The 23,853-nt window shown below is 32.0% G+C and carries 26 protein-coding genes; 5 read left to right on the top strand and 21 right to left on the bottom strand.

The genetic code is table 11. From position 1 onward, the window contains the following. Window positions 1–31: 31 nt before the first annotated feature. The 7 genes from V7S50_RS12600 to V7S50_RS12630 form a co-directional block, all read right to left on the bottom strand. Window positions 32–493: a single-stranded DNA-binding protein gene (locus V7S50_RS12600; protein WP_336376247.1), complete on the bottom strand. Its 462-nt coding sequence runs from the start codon at window positions 491–493 to the stop codon at window positions 32–34. A gap of 173 nt (window positions 494–666) precedes the next feature. Beyond that, on the bottom strand, window positions 667–1,755 hold the full coding sequence (locus V7S50_RS12605; RefSeq protein WP_336376246.1) for a hypothetical protein: 1,089 nt from the start codon (window positions 1,753–1,755) through the stop codon (window positions 667–669). Window positions 1,756–1,759: 4 nt separating this feature from the next. After that, window positions 1,760–2,296, bottom strand: a complete 537-nt coding sequence (locus tag V7S50_RS12610) for a crossover junction endodeoxyribonuclease RuvC (protein ID WP_242290379.1) — start codon at window positions 2,294–2,296, stop codon at window positions 1,760–1,762. After that, entirely contained in the window at window positions 2,289–3,095 is an 807-nt protein-coding gene (locus V7S50_RS12615) for a hypothetical protein (protein WP_336376245.1), read from the bottom strand. Before V7S50_RS12615 ends, V7S50_RS12610 begins: the two co-directional genes overlap by 8 nt. Window positions 3,096–3,216: 121 nt before the next feature. Continuing rightward, a complete protein-coding gene (locus V7S50_RS12620) occupies window positions 3,217–5,439 on the bottom strand; it encodes a DNA gyrase/topoisomerase IV subunit A (protein ID WP_336376244.1) in 2,223 nt (740 codons plus the stop codon). 284 nt (window positions 5,440–5,723) lie between these two features. Beyond that, entirely contained in the window at window positions 5,724–8,078 is a 2,355-nt protein-coding gene (locus V7S50_RS12625) for an LPXTG cell wall anchor domain-containing protein (RefSeq protein WP_336376243.1), read from the bottom strand. Between the two features lie 344 nt (window positions 8,079–8,422). Then, window positions 8,423–10,357, bottom strand: a complete 1,935-nt coding sequence (locus V7S50_RS12630; RefSeq protein WP_336376242.1) for a DNA gyrase/topoisomerase IV subunit B — start codon at window positions 10,355–10,357, stop codon at window positions 8,423–8,425. Window positions 10,358–10,518: 161 nt separating this feature from the next. Between V7S50_RS12630 and V7S50_RS12635 the strand changes: the two genes are divergently transcribed. Next, window positions 10,519–10,821 (top strand): hypothetical protein, encoded by a 303-nt coding sequence (locus V7S50_RS12635; protein WP_000906491.1) that lies wholly within the window; start codon window positions 10,519–10,521, stop codon window positions 10,819–10,821. Window positions 10,822–10,860: 39 nt separating this feature from the next. On the opposite strand, the gene V7S50_RS12640 is transcribed toward V7S50_RS12635, so the two are convergent. Further along, window positions 10,861–11,583 (bottom strand): uracil-DNA glycosylase, encoded by a 723-nt coding sequence (locus V7S50_RS12640; protein ID WP_333728617.1) that lies wholly within the window; start codon window positions 11,581–11,583, stop codon window positions 10,861–10,863. Window positions 11,584–11,597: 14 nt separating this feature from the next. Next, entirely contained in the window at window positions 11,598–12,620 is a 1,023-nt protein-coding gene (locus V7S50_RS12645) for an endonuclease NucS domain-containing protein (protein WP_336376241.1), read from the bottom strand. 191 nt (window positions 12,621–12,811) lie between these two features. On the opposite strand from V7S50_RS12645, the gene V7S50_RS12650 reads away from it, so the two are divergent. Both V7S50_RS12650 and V7S50_RS12655 read left to right on the top strand, forming a co-directional pair. Beyond that, window positions 12,812–13,486: a hypothetical protein gene (locus tag V7S50_RS12650; RefSeq protein ID WP_336376240.1), complete on the top strand. Its 675-nt coding sequence runs from the start codon at window positions 12,812–12,814 to the stop codon at window positions 13,484–13,486. Between the two features lie 45 nt (window positions 13,487–13,531). Next, on the top strand, window positions 13,532–13,963 hold the full coding sequence (locus V7S50_RS12655) for an iron permease (protein WP_098369039.1): 432 nt from the start codon (window positions 13,532–13,534) through the stop codon (window positions 13,961–13,963). A 180-nt stretch (window positions 13,964–14,143) separates the two neighbouring features. Here the strand turns inward: V7S50_RS12655 and V7S50_RS12660 are convergent, their stop codons facing one another. Further along, a complete protein-coding gene (locus V7S50_RS12660) occupies window positions 14,144–14,734 on the bottom strand; it encodes a sigma-70 family RNA polymerase sigma factor (RefSeq protein ID WP_336376239.1) in 591 nt (196 codons plus the stop codon). A gap of 123 nt (window positions 14,735–14,857) precedes the next feature. Beyond that, window positions 14,858–15,322, bottom strand: a complete 465-nt coding sequence (locus V7S50_RS12665; RefSeq protein ID WP_336376238.1) for a hypothetical protein — start codon at window positions 15,320–15,322, stop codon at window positions 14,858–14,860. 164 nt (window positions 15,323–15,486) lie between these two features. On the opposite strand from V7S50_RS12665, the gene V7S50_RS12670 reads away from it, so the two are divergent. Both V7S50_RS12670 and V7S50_RS12675 read left to right on the top strand, forming a co-directional pair. Continuing rightward, window positions 15,487–16,272, top strand: coding sequence for a TlpA family protein disulfide reductase (locus V7S50_RS12670; RefSeq protein WP_336376237.1), 786 nt, complete (start codon window positions 15,487–15,489; stop codon window positions 16,270–16,272). Between the two features lie 59 nt (window positions 16,273–16,331). Then, on the top strand, window positions 16,332–16,622 hold the full coding sequence (locus tag V7S50_RS12675) for a hypothetical protein (RefSeq protein ID WP_098297283.1): 291 nt from the start codon (window positions 16,332–16,334) through the stop codon (window positions 16,620–16,622). 24 nt (window positions 16,623–16,646) lie between these two features. On the opposite strand, the gene V7S50_RS12680 is transcribed toward V7S50_RS12675, so the two are convergent. The 10 genes from V7S50_RS12680 to V7S50_RS12725 form a co-directional block, all read right to left on the bottom strand. Next, window positions 16,647–17,399 (bottom strand): hypothetical protein, encoded by a 753-nt coding sequence (locus tag V7S50_RS12680; RefSeq protein ID WP_242306099.1) that lies wholly within the window; start codon window positions 17,397–17,399, stop codon window positions 16,647–16,649. A 95-nt stretch (window positions 17,400–17,494) separates the two neighbouring features. Further along, window positions 17,495–17,779 (bottom strand): HU family DNA-binding protein, encoded by a 285-nt coding sequence (locus tag V7S50_RS12685; RefSeq protein ID WP_061662203.1) that lies wholly within the window; start codon window positions 17,777–17,779, stop codon window positions 17,495–17,497. Between the two features lie 172 nt (window positions 17,780–17,951). Further along, complete coding sequence (locus V7S50_RS12690) at window positions 17,952–18,452, bottom strand: prepilin peptidase (RefSeq protein WP_327819804.1); 501 nt, start codon at window positions 18,450–18,452, stop codon at window positions 17,952–17,954. Between the two features lie 110 nt (window positions 18,453–18,562). After that, on the bottom strand, window positions 18,563–19,177 hold the full coding sequence (locus tag V7S50_RS12695) for a hypothetical protein (protein ID WP_001252699.1): 615 nt from the start codon (window positions 19,175–19,177) through the stop codon (window positions 18,563–18,565). Continuing rightward, window positions 19,164–19,724 carry a hypothetical protein gene (locus V7S50_RS12700; protein ID WP_336376236.1) on the bottom strand — a complete coding sequence of 187 codons (561 nt, stop codon included), beginning with the start codon at window positions 19,722–19,724 and terminating at the stop codon, window positions 19,164–19,166. The genes V7S50_RS12695 and V7S50_RS12700 overlap by 14 nt, the downstream gene beginning before the upstream one ends. Window positions 19,725–19,792: 68 nt before the next feature. Then, window positions 19,793–19,978 (bottom strand): hypothetical protein, encoded by a 186-nt coding sequence (locus V7S50_RS12705; protein ID WP_001061355.1) that lies wholly within the window; start codon window positions 19,976–19,978, stop codon window positions 19,793–19,795. 47 nt (window positions 19,979–20,025) lie between these two features. Next, window positions 20,026–20,211: a hypothetical protein gene (locus tag V7S50_RS12710; protein ID WP_001061354.1), complete on the bottom strand. Its 186-nt coding sequence runs from the start codon at window positions 20,209–20,211 to the stop codon at window positions 20,026–20,028. A 205-nt stretch (window positions 20,212–20,416) separates the two neighbouring features. Continuing rightward, complete coding sequence (locus V7S50_RS12715; RefSeq protein ID WP_242290182.1) at window positions 20,417–21,313, bottom strand: hypothetical protein; 897 nt, start codon at window positions 21,311–21,313, stop codon at window positions 20,417–20,419. Window positions 21,314–21,332: 19 nt separating this feature from the next. Next, window positions 21,333–22,277, bottom strand: coding sequence for a type II secretion system F family protein (locus tag V7S50_RS12720; RefSeq protein WP_098297280.1), 945 nt, complete (start codon window positions 22,275–22,277; stop codon window positions 21,333–21,335). A 164-nt stretch (window positions 22,278–22,441) separates the two neighbouring features. Beyond that, the gene (locus V7S50_RS12725; RefSeq protein WP_242290181.1) at window positions 22,442–23,833 is read right to left on the bottom strand and encodes a CpaF family protein; all 1,392 of its coding nucleotides are present in this window, start codon (window positions 23,831–23,833) and stop codon (window positions 22,442–22,444) included. Window positions 23,834–23,853: the final 20 nt, after the last annotated feature.

Here is a 23,853-nt window from a genome sequence, read left to right on the forward strand (position 1 = left end):
TTACTCTCTTTCCTTTGTACATCCCTTTTACTTAGAATGGTAAGTCGTCATCAGCAATATCAATCGGCTGACCAATATTGTTACCCGATGGCTCTTCATTAGAACTTTGATTTCCGTTACCTTTACGTTTAATCGTGAAATCCCAAGCTGTTAAATCGAAATATTTGTTGCCATTATATTCTCGACTTTTTAAATCACCAGTAAATATTACAGTGTCACCTTTTTGAACTGCTTTAGACATACGTTCACCTAATTGTTCCCAACCTGTAATGTTGATAAATTCGCTGTCTTTTTCTTGTACTTCGACTTTTAAAGCTTTACCAATTTTCTTCGTTACATTTTGAGAAACCATTGAAACTTTAGCTACCTTCTTGCCATTAGTAGTATCCTCTAATTCCACAGGTTTTGTAATGTAACCTTCAATTGCACCAAACGCTTTGTTTTCCTCAGTATTTCGAAATGATACGAATGAATAATATTTTCTCTCTGCCATAATAAATAACACTCCTCAGATTTTATTTGATTTTATAAAAATACCTAATTTATATACTTATATGTATTGTATTTTATCTATAAGTTTTTTATAACTAAAGTTAATGATAAAACACTTTTTTACTAAAGTCAATAAAAAATACAAGCGATATATTCTACTTGTCTTCCCTGTTGCTATTGAATGATAGGCATTGCAAATTCTTTCGGAACATCTAATGTATATGCAATTTTCTCGCCACGAATATCTGTAATTTCTAAACGAGTTCCTTTTTTAGAATACACATATCCCTTCGAAGCAACACTGTTACTTTTTTCATAATCAACAATCTTACGATTATTAGGAGTCTGGAATGGTCGTACATCTTTCTTAAACTTATCCTTATTATTTAAAACTTGGATGAGTTGTTTTGGATGTGTTTTCTCATTTACTTTTTGCGAATAAATAAGTGTTTCATCATCTCCATCTGGGACTAATGGTTCTACCCGATTAGACTCAAATTTATGCATCTCTTTTACATATAAGTCATCTGCTCGTAAACGTAACACAATGGAGTCTTCTTTTCCATTTCCGAATTTGTTATAGGCAATAATCTCGTTTTTAACTGCAAATAAACCTGTTGTACTATCACCAATTTCAATTTTCTTTTCTTTCTCATCTTTTAAATCAACACTATGAATGAAACTATTTGTAGCAAATACCAACTGTCCTTTATCAACTAAAAAGTCACTTACTTCTTCAGTAGATGCATATTTTTTATACGTTGATTTATCTTTGACATGCGTTAATTCTTTTTTATCTTTTGACAAGAATACAATATTCTTTCCATCTGATTGGAATGAATCAAAATCCACTAAAGCATCTGAAACAGATACAATCTCTTTCTTATGTAACTGCTTTTCATTTACTGTGATTTCATAAAAAGTGTGATTCTTCTGATTGTATGCATACACAGATTCTAAATTTTTACTTCTTGCAAATTTAAATTCATTCCCTTTCCCATCGCCTAAAGAAACATTGTCTAATTCATCTCCACTCTTTGTATCCAATAATGACACCTTCCCATTTTTGTCTCCTGTGACAATCGTATCTGCCAGTTTAATATTTTTATCAAAGAGTGTTTCATTTTTACTTTTAGTATCATTGTTATGAAAGAAAACAAAATACACACCAGTTCCAATCCCAATCGTTACAGCTATACTTAATCCTACAAGTAATTTATCTTTATGTTTTTGAAATAAATATTTCATTTTTGTACTATCCATACTTTCACGCTCCTTTTTTTACAAATTCTTCGATATATGCTTTAATGGCTGTTAAAGCTATACCAATCGCATCCGTTTCGTGATTTGTTTTGGCTTTTATCCCATGTTGTTCACAAAAATCTTCTATTGCTTTTTGCAGGTCTTCTTTTGTTGCTCGCCCATACCCTGCAACGTGTTTTTTCACTGTACCTGGAACAAAATCTTTAATCCATAAACCTAATTCTCCTGCTACAAGAAATACAACACCAGTAACCATATTTGTCGTCATAATAGATGCAGATTTATTTCTATTGTCATTTTTTTGTTTGGGATTACAAAATAGCTTTTCACAAGCTATGATATCTGTATTATATTTAAGATTGTAAGTTTTTATCATTTCATAGATGGTAAGTAGTCTATCTTCCAACAATTCACTGGATTTTGTTTTTAGCGTTCCTGTATCAAGTTTCGTGTATTGATTTGTATCTATATCATATTCAATAAATGCATATCCCAAGTTCGCCAAACCTTGGTCTATTCCACATGCAATAATTTTAGTCATTAACCTGAACTTCTATTGTTAGTCCAAATTCATCAAATGATGTCTTTAATAAATCTAAAAACTCTGGGTTTGCATAAGAAATAGTAATTGATTCTGTCTCCATTAGTAATGCAAGTGCCGTAACAAAACTCAAATCATGAATTAGCGAATTCATTTTCACTCTGGTATCATACAACTCTATCCCAAAACATTCCTTCATTGTAATAGACGTATAAATATCACCATCTGAATCTTTTATTTCAACTCGCTCATTTATAACTAATAATTCCAGATGTTCAAATGCACGTAATGACTTCCCTTTATTCAGTAACGTTTGAAAGCAAATTAAAGCAACATCTTTTTCTACTACATCTTGTTCGACATTTGTTAATGCATTCTCCATACTATCCACAAATAAAACTGCACTTCTTTTTAGTTCAGAAGTATTAAATAAAATATATGTTTCAACATCCAATTTCTTTTGTGATTCTAACACCCCGTTCAACCTGTTACTGGTAGTTTCAACAAGCGGGGACATTTGCTCCACTTCTTGGAGTAATTCATGACTTAAACAAGCTGATATATATGCTTCTTCAAATTCTCTTTCTCTCATTTCATCTTCACAGTATTTTTTGAATCCTGCCTTTGTAATATATCTGGATAAAACGTTTAAAATTCGAGTATAACCTTCTTGATTAGTCCACATTAATTCTAATTGATTCTGATTGTTTAACATCGAGTAAATCATAAATGGAGTCAATAGCATCTCCGCATATAATTTTTGAATATCCTCTGTATTTTTTACTGTAATTTTATTCATTATGACACCTCTATCTTTTATTGTTTTTGTACTTAAATTATCTTATTTTAATAAACTATAGTCAACGAAAAAAGGGTTCATCTCTTTTCTACCTTTTAGAGACAAACCCTTTTATTATGCACTAAAACTTAATACCTTTTTTACCCCTCGTCTTTCGTTCTACCTTCGATAATTCTATCTGTTTTCCATTTAGTTGTTTCACATCTTTATTGTTTTCATTTACAATGTAAACCCCTTCAATTACATCCTCTTCCATAAGCGATACAGCTTTAACACCTTTTGCATTTTTCCTCAGAACAGGGATTTCATTAATGCTAAATCGTAAGATATAACCTTTTTTCGAAAACACAAGAACATCTTCATCTACTTCATTAATTGGAGTTATTTGAATAACTTCATCATCTTCTTCTAATTTAGTCGCTACTACAACTGAACGACTTGAAATTAATTCACTGCATAACGTTTGTTTAATCAAACCTGTCTTTGTTAACATGATTACTCTTTCTTTTTCTAATTCAGTATTTGTTGTAATGTATAATGGATACTCATTCTTTTGCATTTTTCCTAATCGCTGAATTGGTACACCTTTGTCTTTTATTTTTACCTTCGGAATATCCGCTAATTTAATTTGATATAGTCGTCCCTGATTTGTAAAAACTGAAAGCTTAGATGTATTTTTTGTTAGAATCTCTTGTTTATACTCAGACAACGTTTCTTCTGAACTTCTTTCAACAGAAATTGTATCTACTGACTTTGTGTATCCAAACTTATCAATCAATACCCATACATCTTCTTCTTTTATTTCTTCTACATATTCAATTGTTTTCTTTTCTTGAATTTCAGTTCGTCTCTCTCTTCCGAAATCCTTTTTAAAACCCCTTAAATACTTCTTAATAACTTTTAACATCTCTTTTTCACTACCTAAAACCAATTCGTACTCTTCCATTTCAGCAAGTACCTCTTTATATTCCTGATTTAATTGCTCAACTTCTAATCCGATTAGTTTTAGCAGACGCCTATCTAAAATTGCTTGTGCTTGATTTTCTGTAAATGAAAAACCTTTCGCTATTTTTTCATGCTTTTTCGTTTTAAAAGAAATTCCTTCTGTATCCCCACTTATCAAACATGCTTTCGCTTCTTTAGATTTTTTTGCCCCTCTTAGCATTTCAAGAATAGTATCCATTACCTCTTCTGCTTTTACTAATCCTTCTAAAATCTCTTTTCGAAATTGTGCTTTGATAAGAAGATATTCATACTTCTTTCTTGTTATCTCTTTTTGGAAATCAAAATAATGCTTACAGTAATCCTTTAAATTAATTGTAGTTGGAACTCCATTCACTAAAACTAAATATTGATAAGACTCACTTGATTGTAAAGGTGTTTTGCTATACAGCTTGTTTAATAAATTATCTATATCTACACCTTTTTTCACTTCCAATACAATCCTAATGCCATCTTTATCGCTTTCATCTGTTACATTCACAACTTCCTCTAATTTCTTTTCAATTACCATTGTTATTAACTTGTTAATTAAATTCGTTTTAGAGCCTGAATATGGATAAGGAATTTCTTTTACCACTAAATTCGTCCTACCATATCCTGCATCCTCTATATCTATTTTGGCTCTTATTACCGCCTTACCAATACCCGTTCTATATAAGTCTCTCAGTTCATTCTTATTTGTAATAATACCTCCAGACGGATAATCGGGTGCTTCCAATATATCAATTAATGACTCTATATCAATATCCTTTTTATCTGCATATGCAATCAATGTATCAACAACACTATTTACACCATGAGGTGGTGTTTTGTAAGCCATACCAACCGCAATACCTACCCCACCATTTACTAATAGATTTGGAACTTTCGCAGGTAATACAACTGGCTCTCGTTCAGATGCATCAAAGTTGTCTCTAAAATCAACTACACCTTTCGACAAATCCTGTATCATTTCCATTGCTACAGGAGATAACCTCGCTTCTGTGTAACGCATTGCGGCCGCAGAGTCTCCATCTACTGAACCAAAGTTACCATGCCCATCAACAAGTGGAGCATTTTTCACAAAATCCTGTGCTTGCTTTACCATTGATTCATATACTGCTGTATCTCCATGGGGATGATATTTACCAATTACTTCCCCCACAATACGTGCTGATTTCTTATATGCCTTATCAGGATACATCCCTAAATCACCCATCGCATACAAAATCCTACGATGTACAGGTTTTAGTCCATCACGAACATCTGGCAATGCTCTATCTGTAACTACAGTCAAAGCATAATCTATAAATGAACTCTTCATTTCTTTTGTATATGATATAGTTTCAATTTTTCCTCCCAATTGTATCAACTCCTTTTATTTTACAACAAGTTAATCTATATAACTTGCTATCTATCAACACATTCTATTACATTTATTTTTTATTCATAATTCTATAGAACTCGTATCACACTATATAAACATGCACGAAATATAGAGTAATTATAACATAGTTTTATTGACTATTGTCAATAAAACTTATAACTATCACACCTCTCATTTCAAAAGACACATTCCTTTAATAAATTAATTAAACACAAAAAAGGTAGCCCATTTACTGGACTACCTTACGTTAATTTACCGAATTAGTTTTGTTTTTTTGATTTACGTCTCATTACCACACTCGCAAGCAACGCTAATCCACCCGCAATTAAACTTCCCATAGCAGTAGATTGGTCACCGCCTGTTTCTGGTAATTTTTTATCTTTAGATTCTACTTTCGTTTCTTTCGCAGTTTCTTTAGATGTCGCTTTTGTATCTTTTTCTACTTTTTTATCAGTAGGTTTTTTAATTTCATTTTTAACAGTTTCTTTTTTATCCACTTGTTTTTCAGCAACTTTTTCATTACCTTCATTGTTAGTAGATGTTACTGTTTCTTTGTCTTCTTTGTTTTCTTTTTCAGCAGTTACTTTGTCTTCAATTTTATTATCTTTATTTTCCGTTACAACATCATCTGTTTGTGTACCTTTGTCTTCTGTTACAGTGCCTTTGTCTTCCGTTACTGTACCATTATCATCTTTGTTGCCTTTGTCTTCATTAGTGCCTTTGTCTTCATTAGTGCCTTTATCTTCGTTTGTACCTTTGTCTTCATTTGTACCTTTGTCTTCATTAGTGCCTTTATCTTCCGTTACTGTACCATTATCTTCGTTTGTACCTTTGTCTTCATTAGTGCCTTTGTCTTCATTAGTGCCTTTATCTTCGTTTGTACCTTTGTCTTCATTAGTGCCTTTATCTTCGTTTGTACCTTTGTCTTCATTTGTACCTTTGTCTTCATTTGTACCTTTGTCTTCATTTGTACCTTTGTCTTCATTAGTGCCTTTATCTTCATTAGTGCCTTTATCTTCGTTTGTACCTTTATCTTCGTTTGTACCTTTGTCTTCATTAGTGCCTTTATCTTCGTTTGTACCTTTATCTTCTTCTTTATTACCTTCTACTTCAACTTTTACAACAGATTGAATTGTAGTGTTTAAGGCATTATCTCTTACAGAAACTGTAATTGTTCCATTTCCATTATCCTTAATAGAAACACCATCTGAACCTTTTAGACCTGTAACTAATTTCTCATTAGCGATGTTCTCCACTCTAAATCCTTTTTCAATTTTAATTGAGTCTACGAAATTAATCATGCGAACATACACTTTTCGTTCCACAGTCGCACCTTCGCTATCAGTTACAGTAAGTGTTACTGTTTGTACACCTGAAGCCTGAGGGTCAAATCCACTTACTTTAATTGATTTGCTTAAATCTCCATCTTCTCGGTCACTTGCCGTTACTTTCGCTGATGCAATAATATCTTTAACCTCACCTTGTTTTGCAAATACATAGTCATTTTCAACGCTAATACTTGGTTCTTCATTTACATGAGCTTTTGTTACTTTTACTGCTTTTGAGATTGAATTTTCACCGTCTGTTACTTTTACAGTTACCATACCACTCACTTCGTCAACATTTGTGATAATTGCACGAGCTGTGTTAGATAGACCTTCAACAAATCGAGTAGCATCAATGTAATTAATATTTTCGTTTTGTTCAATTTGTAGAACACCTTTAAATCGAACAACGTTCATAATAACATTTTCAGAAACCGATAGATTAGTATTGTCAGTAACTTTTAAATTAAGTGAACGTTCGCCTAATACCGATGTATCTGTATTACCAGTAACTTTAATATTAAGAACACCAGTTTCTTCATCATAACCTTTTGCACCTAACGCATTTAAGACATTAACACCTTGACCTTGTTCTACAAGCACTCTATGTTTGTCTAACGTAATGACAGGCATTGTATTTACAGAAACAGGAATATCATGTGTGATAGTATTTCCGAATCCATCTTTTACTTCAATTTTTACATATTCAGTGTCATTAGCTTCAAATGAATGTAACACTTTCGCTGTTACACCATTCCCTAAACCACTTACAACAAATTTCTCAATAGGTTGACGTTTCGGGTCTTGACCTTGCACACGATAGAAGTGGTCTACGAACTTCACATCTTTAACAGTGTGTTGTTGTGGTGCTTGTGCTACCTTCGGCTGAGGTGCAACTACATTTTTTTGTGGAGCAATTGATTTTACTTCTTGCTTCGCATCTTGTTTTACCTCTTGCTTAACTTCCTGCTTTGTTTCTTGCTTTACCGTTTGCTTAACTTCTTGCTTTTTATTTTCCACCACGTTGTTCGCTTCTGCCTTTTGTGGTTGTTCAGTTTTTACTTCTTTAGCAGTTTCCTTCACTTCTTTAACTTTCGCTTCTTCTTTTACTTCTTTCACTGGTGCTACTTGAGCATGTTGTGGAGCTACGATTTCAGTCTTTGGTAAGTTTACCTCTGAATCTTTTAATTGGTCTGCATGAGCAGTTGTTCCTAAAGCCCCTAATGTTCCGAAAGCTAATGCTGTTGTTAATGCCGTTCCTACTACTTTACCTTTTGTGATGTTTTTCATTTTTGTTTCCTCCTATATTATCCTAATATATTTTTATAATAATTAATTGATTAAAATTAAATTTCCTTATTGTTTCCGTGTTTCTTATCTTAACTTTATTATAACTCTTTAGTATTATTTAGTCAATTATTTATTACTTAAAAGTTTTAAAAGTTGTTTTGTTTTTCTAACTTGATTTCATTGTAACTCAATAACATTCATTAGTCAATTATTTATTACTTAAAAATGTTATTTTTTTAATTAGGTTGCACTTACAGTTTTTGTATACATATATATATTATTATGAAGATTATACAATTGTAAATAGCTGTTAGTAAAAAAGAAGGAGATTTCTCCTCCTTCTTTTAAATATCTATATTCGCTTTATGAGCTTCACTGATAATAAACTCTCTTCTCGGTGCTACCTTGTCACCCATCAATAGTTCCGTTACAGCATCTGCTTCTTTCGCATCTTCTATCCTTACTTGTATTTGCTTTCTTGTTTCGGGATTTAATGTCGTATCCCATAATTGAGTTGCAGACATCTCCCCTAATCCTTTATAACGTTGAATACCCTTTATTTTATTCCCTATTGCACTCATAATCGAATCTAATTCTTCAACTGAATAAGCGTACATCTCTGTTTCAACCTTTTTCCTTCCTTTCTGTTCTTCATATACAATCTTATATAACGGTGGCACTGCAATCCAAACATACCCTTCTTCAATAAGAGGACGCATATAACGATAGAAGAAAGTAAGCAATAACGTTCGAATATGAGCACCATCTACATCGGCATCTGTCATAACAACAACTCGACCATAATTAACTTTCGAAATATCAAAGGCCTCCCCGTGACCCCCACCAATTGCAACTATAATACTTTGAATCTCTTCATTTGATAGAACTTTATCAATTCTGGCTTTTTCCACATTGATAATCTTACCTTTTGCAGGAAGTATAGCTTGCGTTTTTCTATCCCTTGCTTGTTTTGCTGTCCCACCTGCTGAATCACCTTCTACAAGGTAAATCTCTTTCTTTTTTACAGGTGTTTTTGAAGAAGCAGATGCTAATTTTCCATTCGTCTGTAATTGGGCATCTTTCTTTTGGAGACTATTATCCCTCGATTTCTCTTCTGTTTCCCTAATCTTGGACACCCTCATTGCATTTTCAATAATCCGTTTAACTTCTTCTACATGTAAGTCAAAGAACTTGGAGCCTTCATTTTTAATGACTTCCTCTACGGCACCCTTCGCATCCGTACTGCCAAGCTTTTCTTTTGTTTGCCCCTCATATTGTGGGTTCGAATGACGAATTGACACTACAGCCACAATTCCTGTACGGATATGAGCACCATCAATCGTGTTGTCTTTCGATTTTAATAGACCGAGTTCTTTTGCATAACCGTTAATTAATCGTGTTATACCTGATTTTAAACCTACTATATGAGTTCCACCATGAGGGGTAATAATATTATTACAATAACTGATAAGATGTTCGTTATATTCTTGTACATATTGAAAAGCGATTTGAACTTCAATATCTTTCGATACACCTGAAAAAGATATGACATCTGTTAATGTAGGTTTTGAATGATTTATTTCCTTCACTAATCCCCCAATTCCATCTTTTTCACAGAAGGTCTTTTCATATCCTGTTCTTTCATCTATAAAAACAAACTTCAATCCCTTATTTAAAAATGCAGATTCTTGTAATCTCTTTTCAATGGTTTCAATATTCCATTCTGTAGTTTCAAGGATTGTGTTATCTGGTAAAAAACGAACCTTTGTACCACGTCTGTCTGTATCCCCAATTGAAGGAAGTTCTCCATTTTCAGTTAACGGTATAACAGGGACTCCACCATTTTCATAGCGGTCTTTATATATCTTTCCGTTCCTATGTATTTCTACTTCTAAATAAGAACTCAATGCATTCACTACAGATGCACCTACACCGTGTAAACCACCAGACACCTTATATCCATTCCCACCGAATTTACCACCTGCATGAAGGATAGTATAAATCACCCTTGCAGTTGAATACCCTGCTTTTCGATGTACATCAACAGGGACTCCCCGACCATTATCTTCTATAGAAATAGAATTATCTTTATGTATCCGAGTAATAATTTCATCGCAATATCCTGCTACTGCTTCATCCACGGAATTATCGGTGATTTCCTTAATCATATGGTGTAGACCTTTGGTATTCGTTGAACCAATATACATACCTGGTCGTTTACGAACCGCCTCTAATCCCTCTAATATCTCTATGGAATCTCCATTGTATTCTTCACTCATACTATCATCTCCTTACTGTCTTTCTTCACCACGTATGATACATTTTATATTGACTATTGTCAATGAAATAACAGGTTGTAGTCAAACAACATACAAGTTTTAACCCCATAATAAAATCATATAATAGGGATATAACTATGAAAGGAAAGGGGAAATGAAATATGCTGATACTTGTCATTAATGTACTATTAGTTGCCATCTCTTGCATGGCAATCATTTTAACACTTATTAACTTAACAAAAACTTTTAAGGTACATAGTCACCTACCTGATGAAATAAAAAAACATACAAAATCCACAGTATTTACATGCTTCATCTTATTCATCTTTTCTATTGGATGTGCTATTGGAGCAGGATTTTTATGGAATCAATTATTCTTCTACGTATTTATTCTCTTATCTGGATTCTTATCATTAGCGATTTACCAACTAATCAATGAGAATTTAGCTGAATTTGTAGATTAAAAGACAAAAAAGAAGCAGATTTTAGTTCTGCTTCTTTTCCTACTTTCCAAGCCAATTAATCATATGATTTGTCCCTCTAAATCCCTCAAAATCTAATATATCCTCTCCTGAAGCTATGTTCTGACGTGAAGGATGAATACCACAATAAGTATTCACAAACTGCAATCTTTCTCCAATTTCTCGCGAAGGATTTCCCCATAAGAACCAAACAATATCGGGGTTCTTACTCTTAATATACTTAAGCAGTTCAAATGAAAAATCTTTCCATATCCCTTTATGAGTCCCTTCATTACCTGAACCAACTTTGCAGGTAAAATATACATTTAAGAACAATACACCTTGATTTTCTAAAGAATTAAACCATTCTTTAGGAGGTTTGATTTCAAACTCCCCATTCTTAATTTCTTTTTGGATTTTTTTATATGCCTTTACCTCTTTATAATCTTTTATGTTATTCTCCATTCGATAAATGCTTCTAATTATATTCTCAATTGATTTCCCTACTTCTTTATCTCCCCAATCCTTTATCGTTGCATCCTCGAACGCTCGACCTGAAGCTTTCCCCTCTATCGGGTATGGGTCTTGTCCAAGCCAAATTACTTTTACTTTGCTTAAATCTCTCTCTAAAAACCTCAGTACAAGTTTTGGGTTGGAAGGTGTAAAGTCTTTTTCTATTTCACTAAAAATAGCATCTATTTCTGCTTCTCTATCCTTTGTCAAAAACTCATCCCATGATGAATGAACATTTTTAGGAATCAACATACAAACACCTCCATTTATGCAATTTTATTAATATTTGTTGAGTCAGTAGATTTCTTCTTTAATTCTACCTTAATTAATTGTTCATTTTTTATCGTTGGAATGTACTCAAAAATCTCCACACCACCAACAGATTGCAAGGAATCGAAAATATGACTCTCACACTTCGGCATGACAGTTATGAACCTAACTTTGTTCACATTCTTTATTCTTTTAATCTCATTTCTATAATACAAGCTCTGCCATACAATGTCAGTATCTTCCTCTACTTTCAATTCAATAATTACATACAAACCGCTCGAATCTTTCGCTAACATATCAATCCTTCCCTTTGGAAGCATGTATTGAGTAGCAATTAATTTAAGTCCACTCTCTACTAACGATAAGTTACGCTTCATATATTCTTCCAACATCGCTTCTGTTATCAACTCGACATTTGAACTATATTGAACATCAGATATAAACATTCGACTATAACGACTCTCTAAGGTTTCAATTGACACCCTACCATCAACACAAGCAAATCCTCTGATTCTATTTGGACTTGAAATTTGCACTTGAAACAATTCATTTAATAACATCAAATATTCGTACTTCACTCGATACCAGTAATCACTTTCCTTCTTATATTTCCTGTTCTTCTTCTTAGCCCTTTTCACCAAGTCTTTTTCCAAATCAGACAAATACGTAGTTACATCTTGTGATAAACCTTCTTCAGTTGTAACAGGATAGAACGTTGATGAAAAACACCAATCTTCAATAGCATTTGCAAAACAACTCCCTATAATCGGATTGATAGAGATAAACTCTCCCTTATAGTTAACGTTATCCTTTTTAACCTCAATCTGTAACTCATTCAATATGAATTGAATAAAATTCTTTTTATATATAAACACTTCTTTCTTTTTTTTATCATCTATACTATCACATCCAAATCGCAACACAACATAACGATATAGCACATCAAAACTACTGATACCATACAGAATACTTAGCTCTTCCTTTAGCAATAAAGCTATCTCATCTTCATAATAGTTCACTAAAAAACACCTCAAATTATAAAATAATACCTTGTAATTTCATGAATCAGAAACTATAATAAGATTATATAATTCATTGACTATTGTCAAAGAAAAATAACAAAATCAATTATAGTAAATGAATTGTTTTAAACCAATTTTACTTTTACATATTGATGAAAAACTTAATATTCAGAGGAGCTGATGTAACAATGGCAAGAGAAACTAATCCGTTACAAATTATTCGATTCGATGGAAGAGATTGTTTCATGGAGGTTCTAAACACAGGATTTGACATCGGAAAGGTCTATATGAATTTCATTACTTATGACCAAAACAAAAAAGCAGGAGAACGCTACACAGCCAAAATCCCTATCTATATGGACATTGATAAATTCTTAGTTCTTTCCGCAGATATCATGTCAGGAAAAATCCATAAGTTAGCTGAGAATGAAAAAGCAAAAGGTGCGAAGTATCCTGGTAAAATCTTTGATGATATGGGTGGAACACCTGCTGAATCATTAAAACAACGTGGGAAAGAGCGTGAAGATGGAATGAGTGAATCTCGTGTTCTAAAGTTATTCCCAGGTTCTAAACTTCCGTTCCTTTTCCAAGCAGAACTTGGTAAAGGGGAAAAAAATGAGAAAGGCTTAATTGTACCTCGTTATGGCACAACTCCTGAACAACTGGTTAGAATCCCAATGCAAGGTGATGACCTCAAACGTTTTGCCCTTGTTGTAAAAACACATATTGATGCGTATATTACTGCAAAGTATTCGAATGAACAATCAGAAAAAACTCTTAAAGAACTGAAAGAAACTTCAAAAAAACTGGAAGAGTTAATTACAAAACTAACAAAAACAGATACTGGAAACAGTAAAAAGTAAACAAGGGGGCTATTAGCTTCCTTGTTTTTATAAGAGGTGAAAAATATGACTAACACATTTAGCAAAATCGAAGAACGGCATGTAAATAATTTCATTTTATTATCAAGCTATTATTTATTGATGACCATAGCGTTTTGGATTTTATCTATTGTATTTGAATCACATCGAGTCGTATCTTTAATTTGTATTGGATTAGAAATCGGATGTGTGCTCTTTTTTATAAAGAGATTGAAAATCAAATCTCAAAAAGAATTAAACGGATATATCATAAGTCTAATTGTTTGGGCTTTATGTAATATTTATATTGGTGGTGGTGGCGTATTCTTCATAGGTATTCCACTGTACATCAACAGTTCTCTATTCGTTCACTACTATTACTTGTTAGGGTGGGGACGTATATTCGTAGAATTGCTATTATTTACTATACCGTACATCATTACATTTAAATTGGCATTTCGTAACTCACAGGGGGATTAAATTCCTCCTGTTTTTTTAAAAAGAAAAACCCCTCCGAAACATAAACCTATATACAAGATATTTTATTCATCTAAGAATTTAATTCATTTATTAAAAATCGCCCTTACAAAAAAACAGAAATAGTTAAGGACATAAAAAATACAGTAATTTTATTATTACTGTACATTGATAAAAATATTATTAGGCAACCTTTTCTTCTTTAATTAATCTCTTAATTTTTAACAAGCAGTGTTTTTGGATTTTAGATACATTCGCTTGACTCATGTTAATATCTTCAGCTATTTGTTTTTGTGTCTTTTCTGTTCCATTTTTATCTAAACCATAACGATACGTCATAATATATTGTTCTTCTGGATTTAACATCTTAATCGCTTCTCGAATCAAACGCTTGTGGTCATCTTCTACTACTCTATCTTCTAAAGACTTTTCCCCGTTATTTTTCTCCGCAACAATATCTTCTAAATGAAAACCGTTTCCATTTTTATCAACAGATAAAACAGTGTTTAAAGAAACATTATTCAATCTATGTTTCTTTTCTTTTCTTAAAAAGAATAAAATCTCATTCTTAATACAATTAATAGCATATGTAGAGAATTTTACTTCACGAGTTGTATCAAATGCATTTAAGGCCTTTGCATACCCTACCATCCCTGCATTTACCAATTCATCTGGGTCAATTTGAGAGTTCTCAAACATTTTTACTACATAATAAACAAGCCTCTGATTTTCTACTGCAATAATTTCTTTTTCCATTTCTGTTAAGTGTGTCATATGGTTTATCCCCTCTTCCAAAGTTATTAATTTTACAATAAACCATATTTTATTCATTAACTATAGTAAATATGACTGACAATGTTCTATACAAAAACAATAACTAAAACAACAAAAAGAGTGCTATTGTAAGCACTCTTCTAATAGATTATTCATCGTTGTTGGGTCACCAAATTGACATAACTTTTCTCTTAGTTGATTCACGCTCATAAAACTATGTTTCGCTGATAACAACAATCCTTTTATCATTTCAAAGTTGTATATATCGAACAAAGCATCATATAACTTTCCATTCATGAAACTTTTCCCTTCATTTGTTTTAGAGTTGTACTCTCTAATGAAATCTTTATATGCCATTGAACCTGCATTTTTCTTAAAAATAATGTAGTCATTGTATATAACCCCATATCCTTTTTCTAATACTCTTTTGTAATATGTTTTATAATCTAAAATTTCTCCATTACAAAAGAAATCCGCAGATTTTGAAAAAATCGGAAACTGGTCAGTCTTTCCAAGAAGACGATATCCCACAACATTTAACCCTAATTCTGGATTGTAACCTTCTATTCTGTTTGGTAATTTTCCCATTGTAAAACCCCACTCCTTATAAATTTAATTTATATAAATACCTGTTTTTATAATTTTTATATTATATGTGAGTAGGTTAGTAAGAATCATCAATCCATCAATTTTATTGACTATAGTTAATGATAATGTTAGAATTTAGTTACATAATAAAAGGAGTTGATAATGTGAAATTTCGTAAGTCTTTTATGGGACTCATGGCGTTTGCAGTTGTTGGAATGATGTTGGGTGGATGTCAATCAAAAGAAGCACCTAAAGAAAAGGAAACACAAAAAGAAGTAACATATAAAGAAAGAAAAGTATCTGTGGACTATTCTAAACCTGCTGAAGAAATTCTTCTTTCTTATAGCGAAAAAGGGATGAATGAATTCAAAAGAAACTTCCCTGATAAATTGGCAATGGACTTTGCTTTGACGTCTATTGGTAAGACTGCTCCTGACTTTGAATATAAGAACATCAAAGGAGAAATAGTTAAGCTATCCGAATTAAAAGGAAAAAAAGTTGTTCTTGATTTTATGAGAGATGATTGTCCTGTATGTAAAGAGAGTTCGCCTACTGTAGCAAAAGTAAAAGAATCTTATAAAGATGTAGTATTTCTACCTATCTTCCCAAAAGATTCAAAAGAAGATGTTGAGAAGTTCTTTAAAGATTTGAATCTCGAAGTAAATGAGAATTCTATTGCAGGAAAAGATAACGGAGATAATTTATCTATTGTTAAAAATTACAACTTAAAACTCGTTCCAAGCTTTGTATTCATTGATGAATCAGGAAAAATTTCATATACATGGATTGGTTCAACTGATGAGAAAATCTTCAAGGATACAATGGATACAGCATTCGGTAAAAACAAACTATATGACCTTGTTAAAACAGAAAAAGTAGACAAGAATGGTAAAGTCGTAGAAGAAAAAGTCGAACCGAAAAAAGAAGAAACTAATAAAGAAAACAAATAAAGTAAATAAGTAGTGCTCTTCTATAGAGCACTTTTTACTTGAGAGGAGACTGATACATAGTGGAGAAAGTAAAAGCAATCCCATTAGAAGCTTATATCTTTTCTTTAACAGATAAAGAAGAGCGACAAGCGTTACTTAACGAATATAGAAACACCATGCACAATTATCATGTAATTAATTTAAAAAAATTCGTTGCATCCCTATCTCGACAACCAAGAAGAATCGCAACTCGTGCATTTAAAAAGAGTGGTGTTGATGTAAATACGACTACAAACTATATTATTTCAAAGGAAGAATTAGCTTCTTTTGGAATAGATTATTTTGATGTAAGAGATATGATTAATAAGTAAAAGAGCAAGGAATCTCCCTTGCTCTTATTTTTTTTCAAATAATTCAATTAAGAAATTCATTAATGTTTTAGAGCTCTTTTCAATTTTCTTCTCAATTTTCTCAGGGAACTCTGTATATCTCATGTATCCTTCAGATGTTTCTTTGAATGCAAAAGCACCATCAGCATAAATCATTCCCTCTTGTCCATTTTCCACGCCTTGTTTAAGAGAAAAAATACACGCAACAACATCTTTTCCTTCTTTTATAATTCCTAAGTATTGATTTTCTGAGGTATGTAATAAGAATCGTTTATTATTTTTTAGAAACTCAGGTAACAATAGCTTTGTTAACTCATGAATATGCGAATAAGGTACTGGTGACATTCTATCAACTTGACCAACATCATCAACTCCGATTTCAAACATCTTATGAATAGGTGTATTTCTGTCATCAATTAATGCGAAATACTGACCTCCTATTTCATTAAACGAAAGTAGTTCCCATGACTCCATTTGATTCACATGGTTAATCATTTGATGCTTTGCGTTCTCAAAAGCATTGTCCATATATTCATACACGTCAATTAATTCTTTTGGGTCTACATGAACATCATCTTTTGATTCTGTTAACAATTTTAACGCTTTCGTCTTACCTAAACTTTCCACGCTAACCGATTTATAGGTATCATCTTTTTTCTCTAAAACTTTAATATTCATAACATGTTCATTCATAACGTAAAAAACTTTAATATATGTTTTTCCTTGAAAACTCATTTTACTAATCACGATATTTATCATGAATTTCACACCCTTCCTTTTTCTATATAAAAAATCATATCATATAGTCAATAAAAAAAAGAGGCGTTTCATGCTCTATTAAGTTCTATTACGCTTCATTCAATTATTCTTTCCACCTTACTTTTAAATTCTTCACCTGGCTCAAACGCAGGAATTTCCTTTGCAGGAACTCTCACTTGTTTTTCTGAAGAGGGGATTCTAATGCTCCTACTTTTTCTTTCTTTTGTTACAAATTGTCCAAACCCTTTTAAAGATACCTTTTCTCCATTTTGCAATGCTTCATAGATAATATTAATAAATGTATCTACAGCTAATTGATTCTCCGATTTTGACAATCTATTCCTTTCCTTCATTTTTTCTAAGAGTTCATTTTTATTCATTTTTCTCCCCCATGTTCTAAAAACATTATATTTATATATAGGGATTATTTTACAGTATGTAATCGTTTTATTCAAATATAAAAAATAAAAATTTTATAATTTATATAGACTACATTTCATAAAAAAAGCATCCGATGACTTTTGTAAAAAAAGTACAACCGAATGCTATATATTAGAGATATAGAAAGCCTACTAAAGTTAAGATACTATACGAAATACAGAAGAATGGTGCGAATGGTACCATTGTTTTCTTGTTCTGTTTCTTAAATATAAATATAGATACAATAGAATAAATAAAGTGAATGAGACAAGATAACAATAATAAGACGATTGTGTAGTAGCCTCCTAAATACATCCCAAATATAAACATGAACTTGATATCTCCACCCATTTTATGCATTAATACCATTGCAGGTATTAATAGGAACAAACCTCCTATCAGACCACCAATTAAATGGGTCCATTGATAAGTAATTCCAAACGGTAGAATAATTATTAATAATCGAGTTGCAAAAAACACTGCATTAAACTTATCATAAATCTTCATGCTTTTTAAATCCGTATAAGTCGCTATAAATAAAAATAATAACAATATGGCTACAATAAAAATATGACTGTTTACATATAATATTTCATTTTTAATATTTAATAAGAATTGTTGTATCTCAGGCACAAAATCCCCTCCTAAAAACTTTTATTTTATAGTAGATTTTTAGAAGCAAGTACATACCTAATTTTTGTTTGATTCTGTCTAATAAAAAAACACCATTTCACATGATGTTTTTATCTGTATACCATTCTTGTAACACTTCTAATAATTAATTCCACAGTACCATCTTCCTTTTGACCATTATATGTTACTGTGAAGTTTGAACCATTACGTGCATTATACATATCTTTTGATAATCCACCTAAATCATCGAAATATGAACTGTTTTTAATTCTGACTTTACTCACTGTATCTAAAACAATTTGAGGACGTTTCTTTTTTGTTTCTCCTAATCCCCAAGTATCATTGCCCCAATCCACTTTTACTTGCTCAACGTTTAAAGCAACAATGTTTTTGTTTGTTTTTACGTGTTTTCGAATTTCTTCTTTATATTTAGCAGATATCTTTCTTTCATAATCTGTTAAGTTTACAGAATTGATTTCAGTGTCTATTTCATTTTCCTTATCAATGGAGAATATTTCATCACGTAATTTATTTGTATCTACAGTCGTTTGTAAGGCATTCATCCCTGATGTATCCATAATAGACTGGATTTCATTTACAGCCCAAGATTTAGATGCTATATCTGAAAAGGCTGTAATCGCTAAAAGAACAATAAATACAGTTATTACAATTAGGATAGAGAAGACACCTTTTGTATTTTTTAATGTTTTTTTAATTCGTCTCATTTCTTTCACCTTCCCAAACATCGTAGTTATACTTAAATTCGGATGTTACGTATCTTTTTTGTATTGCTTCTTTTTCATCTGATGTACCAGGAATGATTTGACCCCAAACGTTCCATTTATATTTATAAGTCAACTCAATATCCATTGCAGATTGATAATCTACTTTAAAGTTTGTGGCAGTTGTTAATTTCTTTGTCTCTACAACTCTTCCATTTTTATCGTATCGAATTAAATTCAGGTCCCATTTATTGCTTTTTATACCAATTCCCTCAAGATGGTCATTCACTTGTTGCACAAGCTCTCTTGAATCTACATACGCTTTATCTCCACCTGGGAAGCCTTTTGGTACTTGATTCGCAATTCCTCCCTGTACACCTAACTGACGTGCTATGACATTTGTTTGTTGTGATACAACATATTGTTTATAGGTAATCGTAACAACATCAAATAAGAAACATATAAGAGCAACAAAAATTAATAAGCCTATTACATATTCAAACAAACCAAATCCTTTTTGTTCTTTTAACTTCTCTTTCAATCTACTCATATTCGCACCCCTTTCTCTTTTCCTATAAAAAAAGGAGCGTTATACCTATACGCTCCTTTTACGTTGTATTAAGCTACTTTTAAGCCATCTACAGTTCCGCCCGCTTTACCTAAGAAGCCAACGATTTTGTCTTTAAATAAGAACAATGCAGTTGCTAATACTAATACTACCGAAATCCAAACAATAATCTCTACGTTAGATGCACCGTCTTCCCCATTTAATACAAATTTTGCTCGATTCATTAAGTTATTCATTCTATCACCTCTGTTTCTTCTTTGTGATTTTTATGGCTTATATTAAACTACTTAACTTGTAGTTTATCTACAGTTCCACCTGCTTTTCCTAAGAAGCCAACGATTTTATCTTTAAAGATAAATAATGCAGTTGCTAATACTAATACTACCGAAATCCAAACGATAATCTCTACGTTTGACGCACCATCTTCTCCATTTAATACAAATTTTGCTCGATTCATTAAGTTATTCATTGCAACATCCCCTCTCTGATTTATTATCTTATTGTATTAAAGTTATATCTTGTTTATAACGATTAAACCGTCTGATAATTGTTCAATACCTGTTTACTATCGTTTATAACCTTAATTATTTTTACTGATGTATCTTACTGTAAATAGATAACATCTATAACAAAAAAAGGTCGAACTATTGTCCGAACCTTGTCTAATACATAACTTACATAGATGATAGAGTTGTCATAGAATAGAATGTTGGTAATCCAAAAGCACCAATTAATGTAAGTAATAGAGGTCCCTGTAATACCATCGCTAACAATTGTCGTTTCGCAATTTTATTCATAATGGCTTCCAGTTGCATTTCTCTTACTTTATCAATCTGTCTTTCGAAACTTTCTCTAACGTCAACACCTTGTTCTAAGTTTAAGCGTACAAGAGATAATAATTCTTTTACGGCAAACACATCAACTTGGTCTTTTAATTTATCAATTGCTTTTTCTACAGAATGGATATCGCAATTTACAATAAACTCTTGAAGAAGCGGTCTCCATGCGTCACCTACATAAGGAATACTACCCTCAACAGCTTTTGTAAATGAAATATCTGCTGTTAAATATCCTCTTGTAATACGAATGAAATCTGGAAATCCTCCAAGCAATTTCTCTTTCGCTTCTGTAACTGAATTATTAAACAGAAATCCAAATAAGAAGAAAAAGGCAGAGAACCATATTAATGCAAATGGAACGGATACAGGTATTAGTACAATAAGAGCAACTACACCTATAATTTTTAAAGTAATATTCATTGCGATATATTGACTCGCATTAAAGTATTTATCCCATTTCGTTAACTTTAAATCTTTTTCCAATTCTTGACTATCTCTAACTTTCATTTTAGGTACAACGTATTTCAATACAGGTCTTGTTACTTTGTCGATAAACGCTCTTGTTTGCTCATCATTTGTTAACTCTTCCTTATTATTGAATTGTAGTTGTTTTAACCGTTTTTTATGTGTTGAATGGTTTTCATTTAGAAAAAGGAACATGAAAACATTTCGAATAAAAAACAGAAAACATATCGTCCCCAAAATCATAAAAATATACTTCATTATTACCATATCGAAAACATCTCCCTTCTTACTCTAATGGTGCACCAATTTTTTTATTAATGAACCAAATAGAACCCATAATGATTGCACAAATTACAGTTGAACCAATTTTCCCTGGTGTCGTGTTTAACATAAAATCTACATAACTATCAGAGGTTGCAATTTGATAGCTAATAAGCAGAGGAATGGCCGCAACCATAATATAAGCTTCTCGTACAGGTCCTGCTATTTCTTTTTTTAGAGTAGATTTCATTTTTCGATTCTCTTCAAATTGTTGGAATGCTTCACCTAATAAGTTTTCTCTTGCATCCTCTGTACCTAAGGTCATGGCAATTTGATAATAGTTAGATAATCTTTCTAAATATTTATTTCCTGTACGTCTTGCTAAGTTATCCATTGCATCTGTTGTTGGTATCCCTAACTCAATATCTAATACAGTTTGTCTAATTTCACTGTACATAGGTTCTTGCCCCTTGAAATCATATAGACTTTCTTTTATAGACTTAGGGAAATCATTTTGGGCTTTATAACGTTCTACGACTAAATTCATAAATGAACCAACTTGTTCTTCAATCATATTCAATCGTCTATTTTTAATAAACGCAATAATTTGACCAGGAATCATATACCCTACCATAATAAATAAGCAAGCTAAAATTGGGTTTGATGTCATCACCAGTACAAGGATTGGTAGTACAATAGCAGATGTGAACGACATTAATTTAAATTCACCATATGTCAATTTATACCCCGCTTGTAAACACATCGTTTCTACTGTATTCTTTGTGGAAACTTTCGCTTTTGTTTCTACCATTCTTTCTAACTTTAATTTCAATGCATTTTCCCTTAACTTTGAAGATGCTTGAGATTTTCTCATTGTTAACACCGATTTATCTTCTTTCATTTTTTCTTTGGTAGAAATGAAAATAATGGCTAACATAAAAACTGTAAATACAACTATCGCATATCCCATATATACAACACCACCTTTTTATTTTTTTATGCTCATGTTCCTTTTCAGCATCTCTTTATTTTATTATTACATTTTGAAAATTATTTAATAGTCTTTCATTGGCGAATATCGTTCTACAAAAAGAGCTTGTCATAAAGAACAAGCTCTCTTTTAGTAAGACATGTTTATGCAATTTTTAACTCTTCAGACCATCCCTCAACAAGAGGTTTCAATGTCTCAATTTTCACGCCTCTTCGTAGCATATTTTTTGCTTTTTCTTGAGAGATTTTATTGACCATTTCAAAGTCTCCTTTTAAGAAGTCATATTCGAAAATCGTTTTTAAAGCGACTCTACCTTTTTCAAAATCAAAGCTAACCTCTGTAATACTTGTTACTTTTCTTCCGATATCAGGGATGTCATCTTGTAATACGATATAATCCACTGCACTACCTATAATACGCTCTACTACATCAATGCCTAACGTTGGCATAGCACTCAGATACTTCGTTACAAGCCTGTTTACAATATTCATAGGTTTACCACCATGCATGGTAAATATTGTACTGTGACCTGTTTCCATAGCCTCTACCGCACTTTCCGCTTCTAAGCCACGAACCTCACCAACGCAAATATATTTCGGCTTTAAACGTAATGCAGTATAGATAATTTCTTGCAATGTAATTTCCAATTTAGGGTCATCATTTCTTACGGATACTAACTCTAACGTATGGTCATTTTTTGGGAATAGCTCCTGCGTATCTTCACACACTAACATTCTTTTATTTGCTTGTGATACATAGTGGTCTAATAAAGCACGAATAGATGTTGTTTTCCCTGAACCTGTTAATCCACCATAAATAACGTTACATTCTCCTAAAATTATCGTACCTAATAAGTCTGCAATTTCTTGACTCATTACATTGAAAGCAATAATATCTTTCAATTGCAGTTGGTCTTCTTTATGTTTACGAATTGTTAACGAGAAATCTTTAGGCGAAACAGCCTTAGATGTAGCAGTATATCTATCACCATATAGCTCAAAGTTAACAATTTTCTTATTACCATTGTTAATCTCGTTTCCCGATTCTCGAACCAATCTATCAACAAACGCTTTATAATGTTCTGCACTTCTAAATGTTTTATTGTATTTAACATTGACACCATTTTGTTCTACATAGATTTTATCCCATTCAAGACAGAATATATCCGATATGCCAGGGTTGTTCTGAGCATCAGCTAAAATTGAGTATCCCGAAAATTCCTCAACCATTTCTGCAATGAATAGCTCTGAGTTGTGTTCATAACCTCTAACTTTTATGTTTTGACCATATACAATAGATTCAATTCTCTTTTTATACTCTTCTTTTCGCTTTCTTAGATATTTCTTATCTTTAATTATGGCATCTTCTTTTGTTTCTTCTTTTTGTTCATCCATCTCGGTTGTTAATTTTTTCGCTACTTCCCCTCTAACGAGTTCTAAAGCATCTTCAAATCCTAACACTCCCGAAGTATGTTTTGCACCTTTTACCCGTTGTAAGTCTTTTCTTATTGATTTGAAATCTGTTTCCATTGCCATTTCAAATTCCCCCTTTTTCT

Source organism: Bacillus sp. CCNWLW194, from assembly GCF_037120585.1.
GTDB classification, from domain to species: Bacteria; Bacillota; Bacilli; order Bacillales; family Bacillaceae_G; genus Bacillus_A; species Bacillus_A basilensis.

Coding starts and splice junctions, on each gene's coding strand:
- V7S50_RS12600 (WP_336376247.1), bottom strand. CDS start 493: ATGGCAGAGAGAAAATATTATTCATTCGTATCATTTCGAAATACTGAG.
- V7S50_RS12605 (WP_336376246.1), bottom strand. CDS start 1,755: ATGGATAGTACAAAAATGAAATATTTATTTCAAAAACATAAAGATAAA.
- V7S50_RS12610 (WP_242290379.1), bottom strand. CDS start 2,296: ATGACTAAAATTATTGCATGTGGAATAGACCAAGGTTTGGCGAACTTG.
- V7S50_RS12615 (WP_336376245.1), bottom strand. CDS start 3,095: ATGAATAAAATTACAGTAAAAAATACAGAGGATATTCAAAAATTATAT.
- V7S50_RS12625 (WP_336376243.1), bottom strand. CDS start 8,078: ATGAAAAACATCACAAAAGGTAAAGTAGTAGGAACGGCATTAACAACA.
- V7S50_RS12630 (WP_336376242.1), bottom strand. CDS start 10,357: ATGAGTGAAGAATACAATGGAGATTCCATAGAGATATTAGAGGGATTA.
- V7S50_RS12635 (WP_000906491.1), top strand. CDS start 10,519: ATGCTGATACTTGTCATTAATGTACTATTAGTTGCCATCTCTTGCATG.
- V7S50_RS12640 (WP_333728617.1), bottom strand. CDS start 11,583: ATGTTGATTCCTAAAAATGTTCATTCATCATGGGATGAGTTTTTGACA.
- V7S50_RS12650 (WP_336376240.1), top strand. CDS start 12,812: ATGGCAAGAGAAACTAATCCGTTACAAATTATTCGATTCGATGGAAGA.
- V7S50_RS12655 (WP_098369039.1), top strand. CDS start 13,532: ATGACTAACACATTTAGCAAAATCGAAGAACGGCATGTAAATAATTTC.
- V7S50_RS12660 (WP_336376239.1), bottom strand. CDS start 14,734: ATGACACACTTAACAGAAATGGAAAAAGAAATTATTGCAGTAGAAAAT.
- V7S50_RS12665 (WP_336376238.1), bottom strand. CDS start 15,322: ATGGGAAAATTACCAAACAGAATAGAAGGTTACAATCCAGAATTAGGG.
- V7S50_RS12680 (WP_242306099.1), bottom strand. CDS start 17,399: ATGATAAATATCGTGATTAGTAAAATGAGTTTTCAAGGAAAAACATAT.
- V7S50_RS12685 (WP_061662203.1), bottom strand. CDS start 17,779: ATGAATAAAAATGAACTCTTAGAAAAAATGAAGGAAAGGAATAGATTG.
- V7S50_RS12695 (WP_001252699.1), bottom strand. CDS start 19,177: ATGAGACGAATTAAAAAAACATTAAAAAATACAAAAGGTGTCTTCTCT.
- V7S50_RS12700 (WP_336376236.1), bottom strand. CDS start 19,724: ATGAGTAGATTGAAAGAGAAGTTAAAAGAACAAAAAGGATTTGGTTTG.
- V7S50_RS12705 (WP_001061355.1), bottom strand. CDS start 19,978: ATGAATAACTTAATGAATCGAGCAAAATTTGTATTAAATGGGGAAGAC.
- V7S50_RS12710 (WP_001061354.1), bottom strand. CDS start 20,211: ATGAATAACTTAATGAATCGAGCAAAATTTGTATTAAATGGAGAAGAT.
- V7S50_RS12715 (WP_242290182.1), bottom strand. CDS start 21,313: ATGGTAATAATGAAGTATATTTTTATGATTTTGGGGACGATATGTTTT.
- V7S50_RS12720 (WP_098297280.1), bottom strand. CDS start 22,277: ATGGGATATGCGATAGTTGTATTTACAGTTTTTATGTTAGCCATTATT.
- V7S50_RS12725 (WP_242290181.1), bottom strand. CDS start 23,833: ATGGCAATGGAAACAGATTTCAAATCAATAAGAAAAGACTTACAACGG.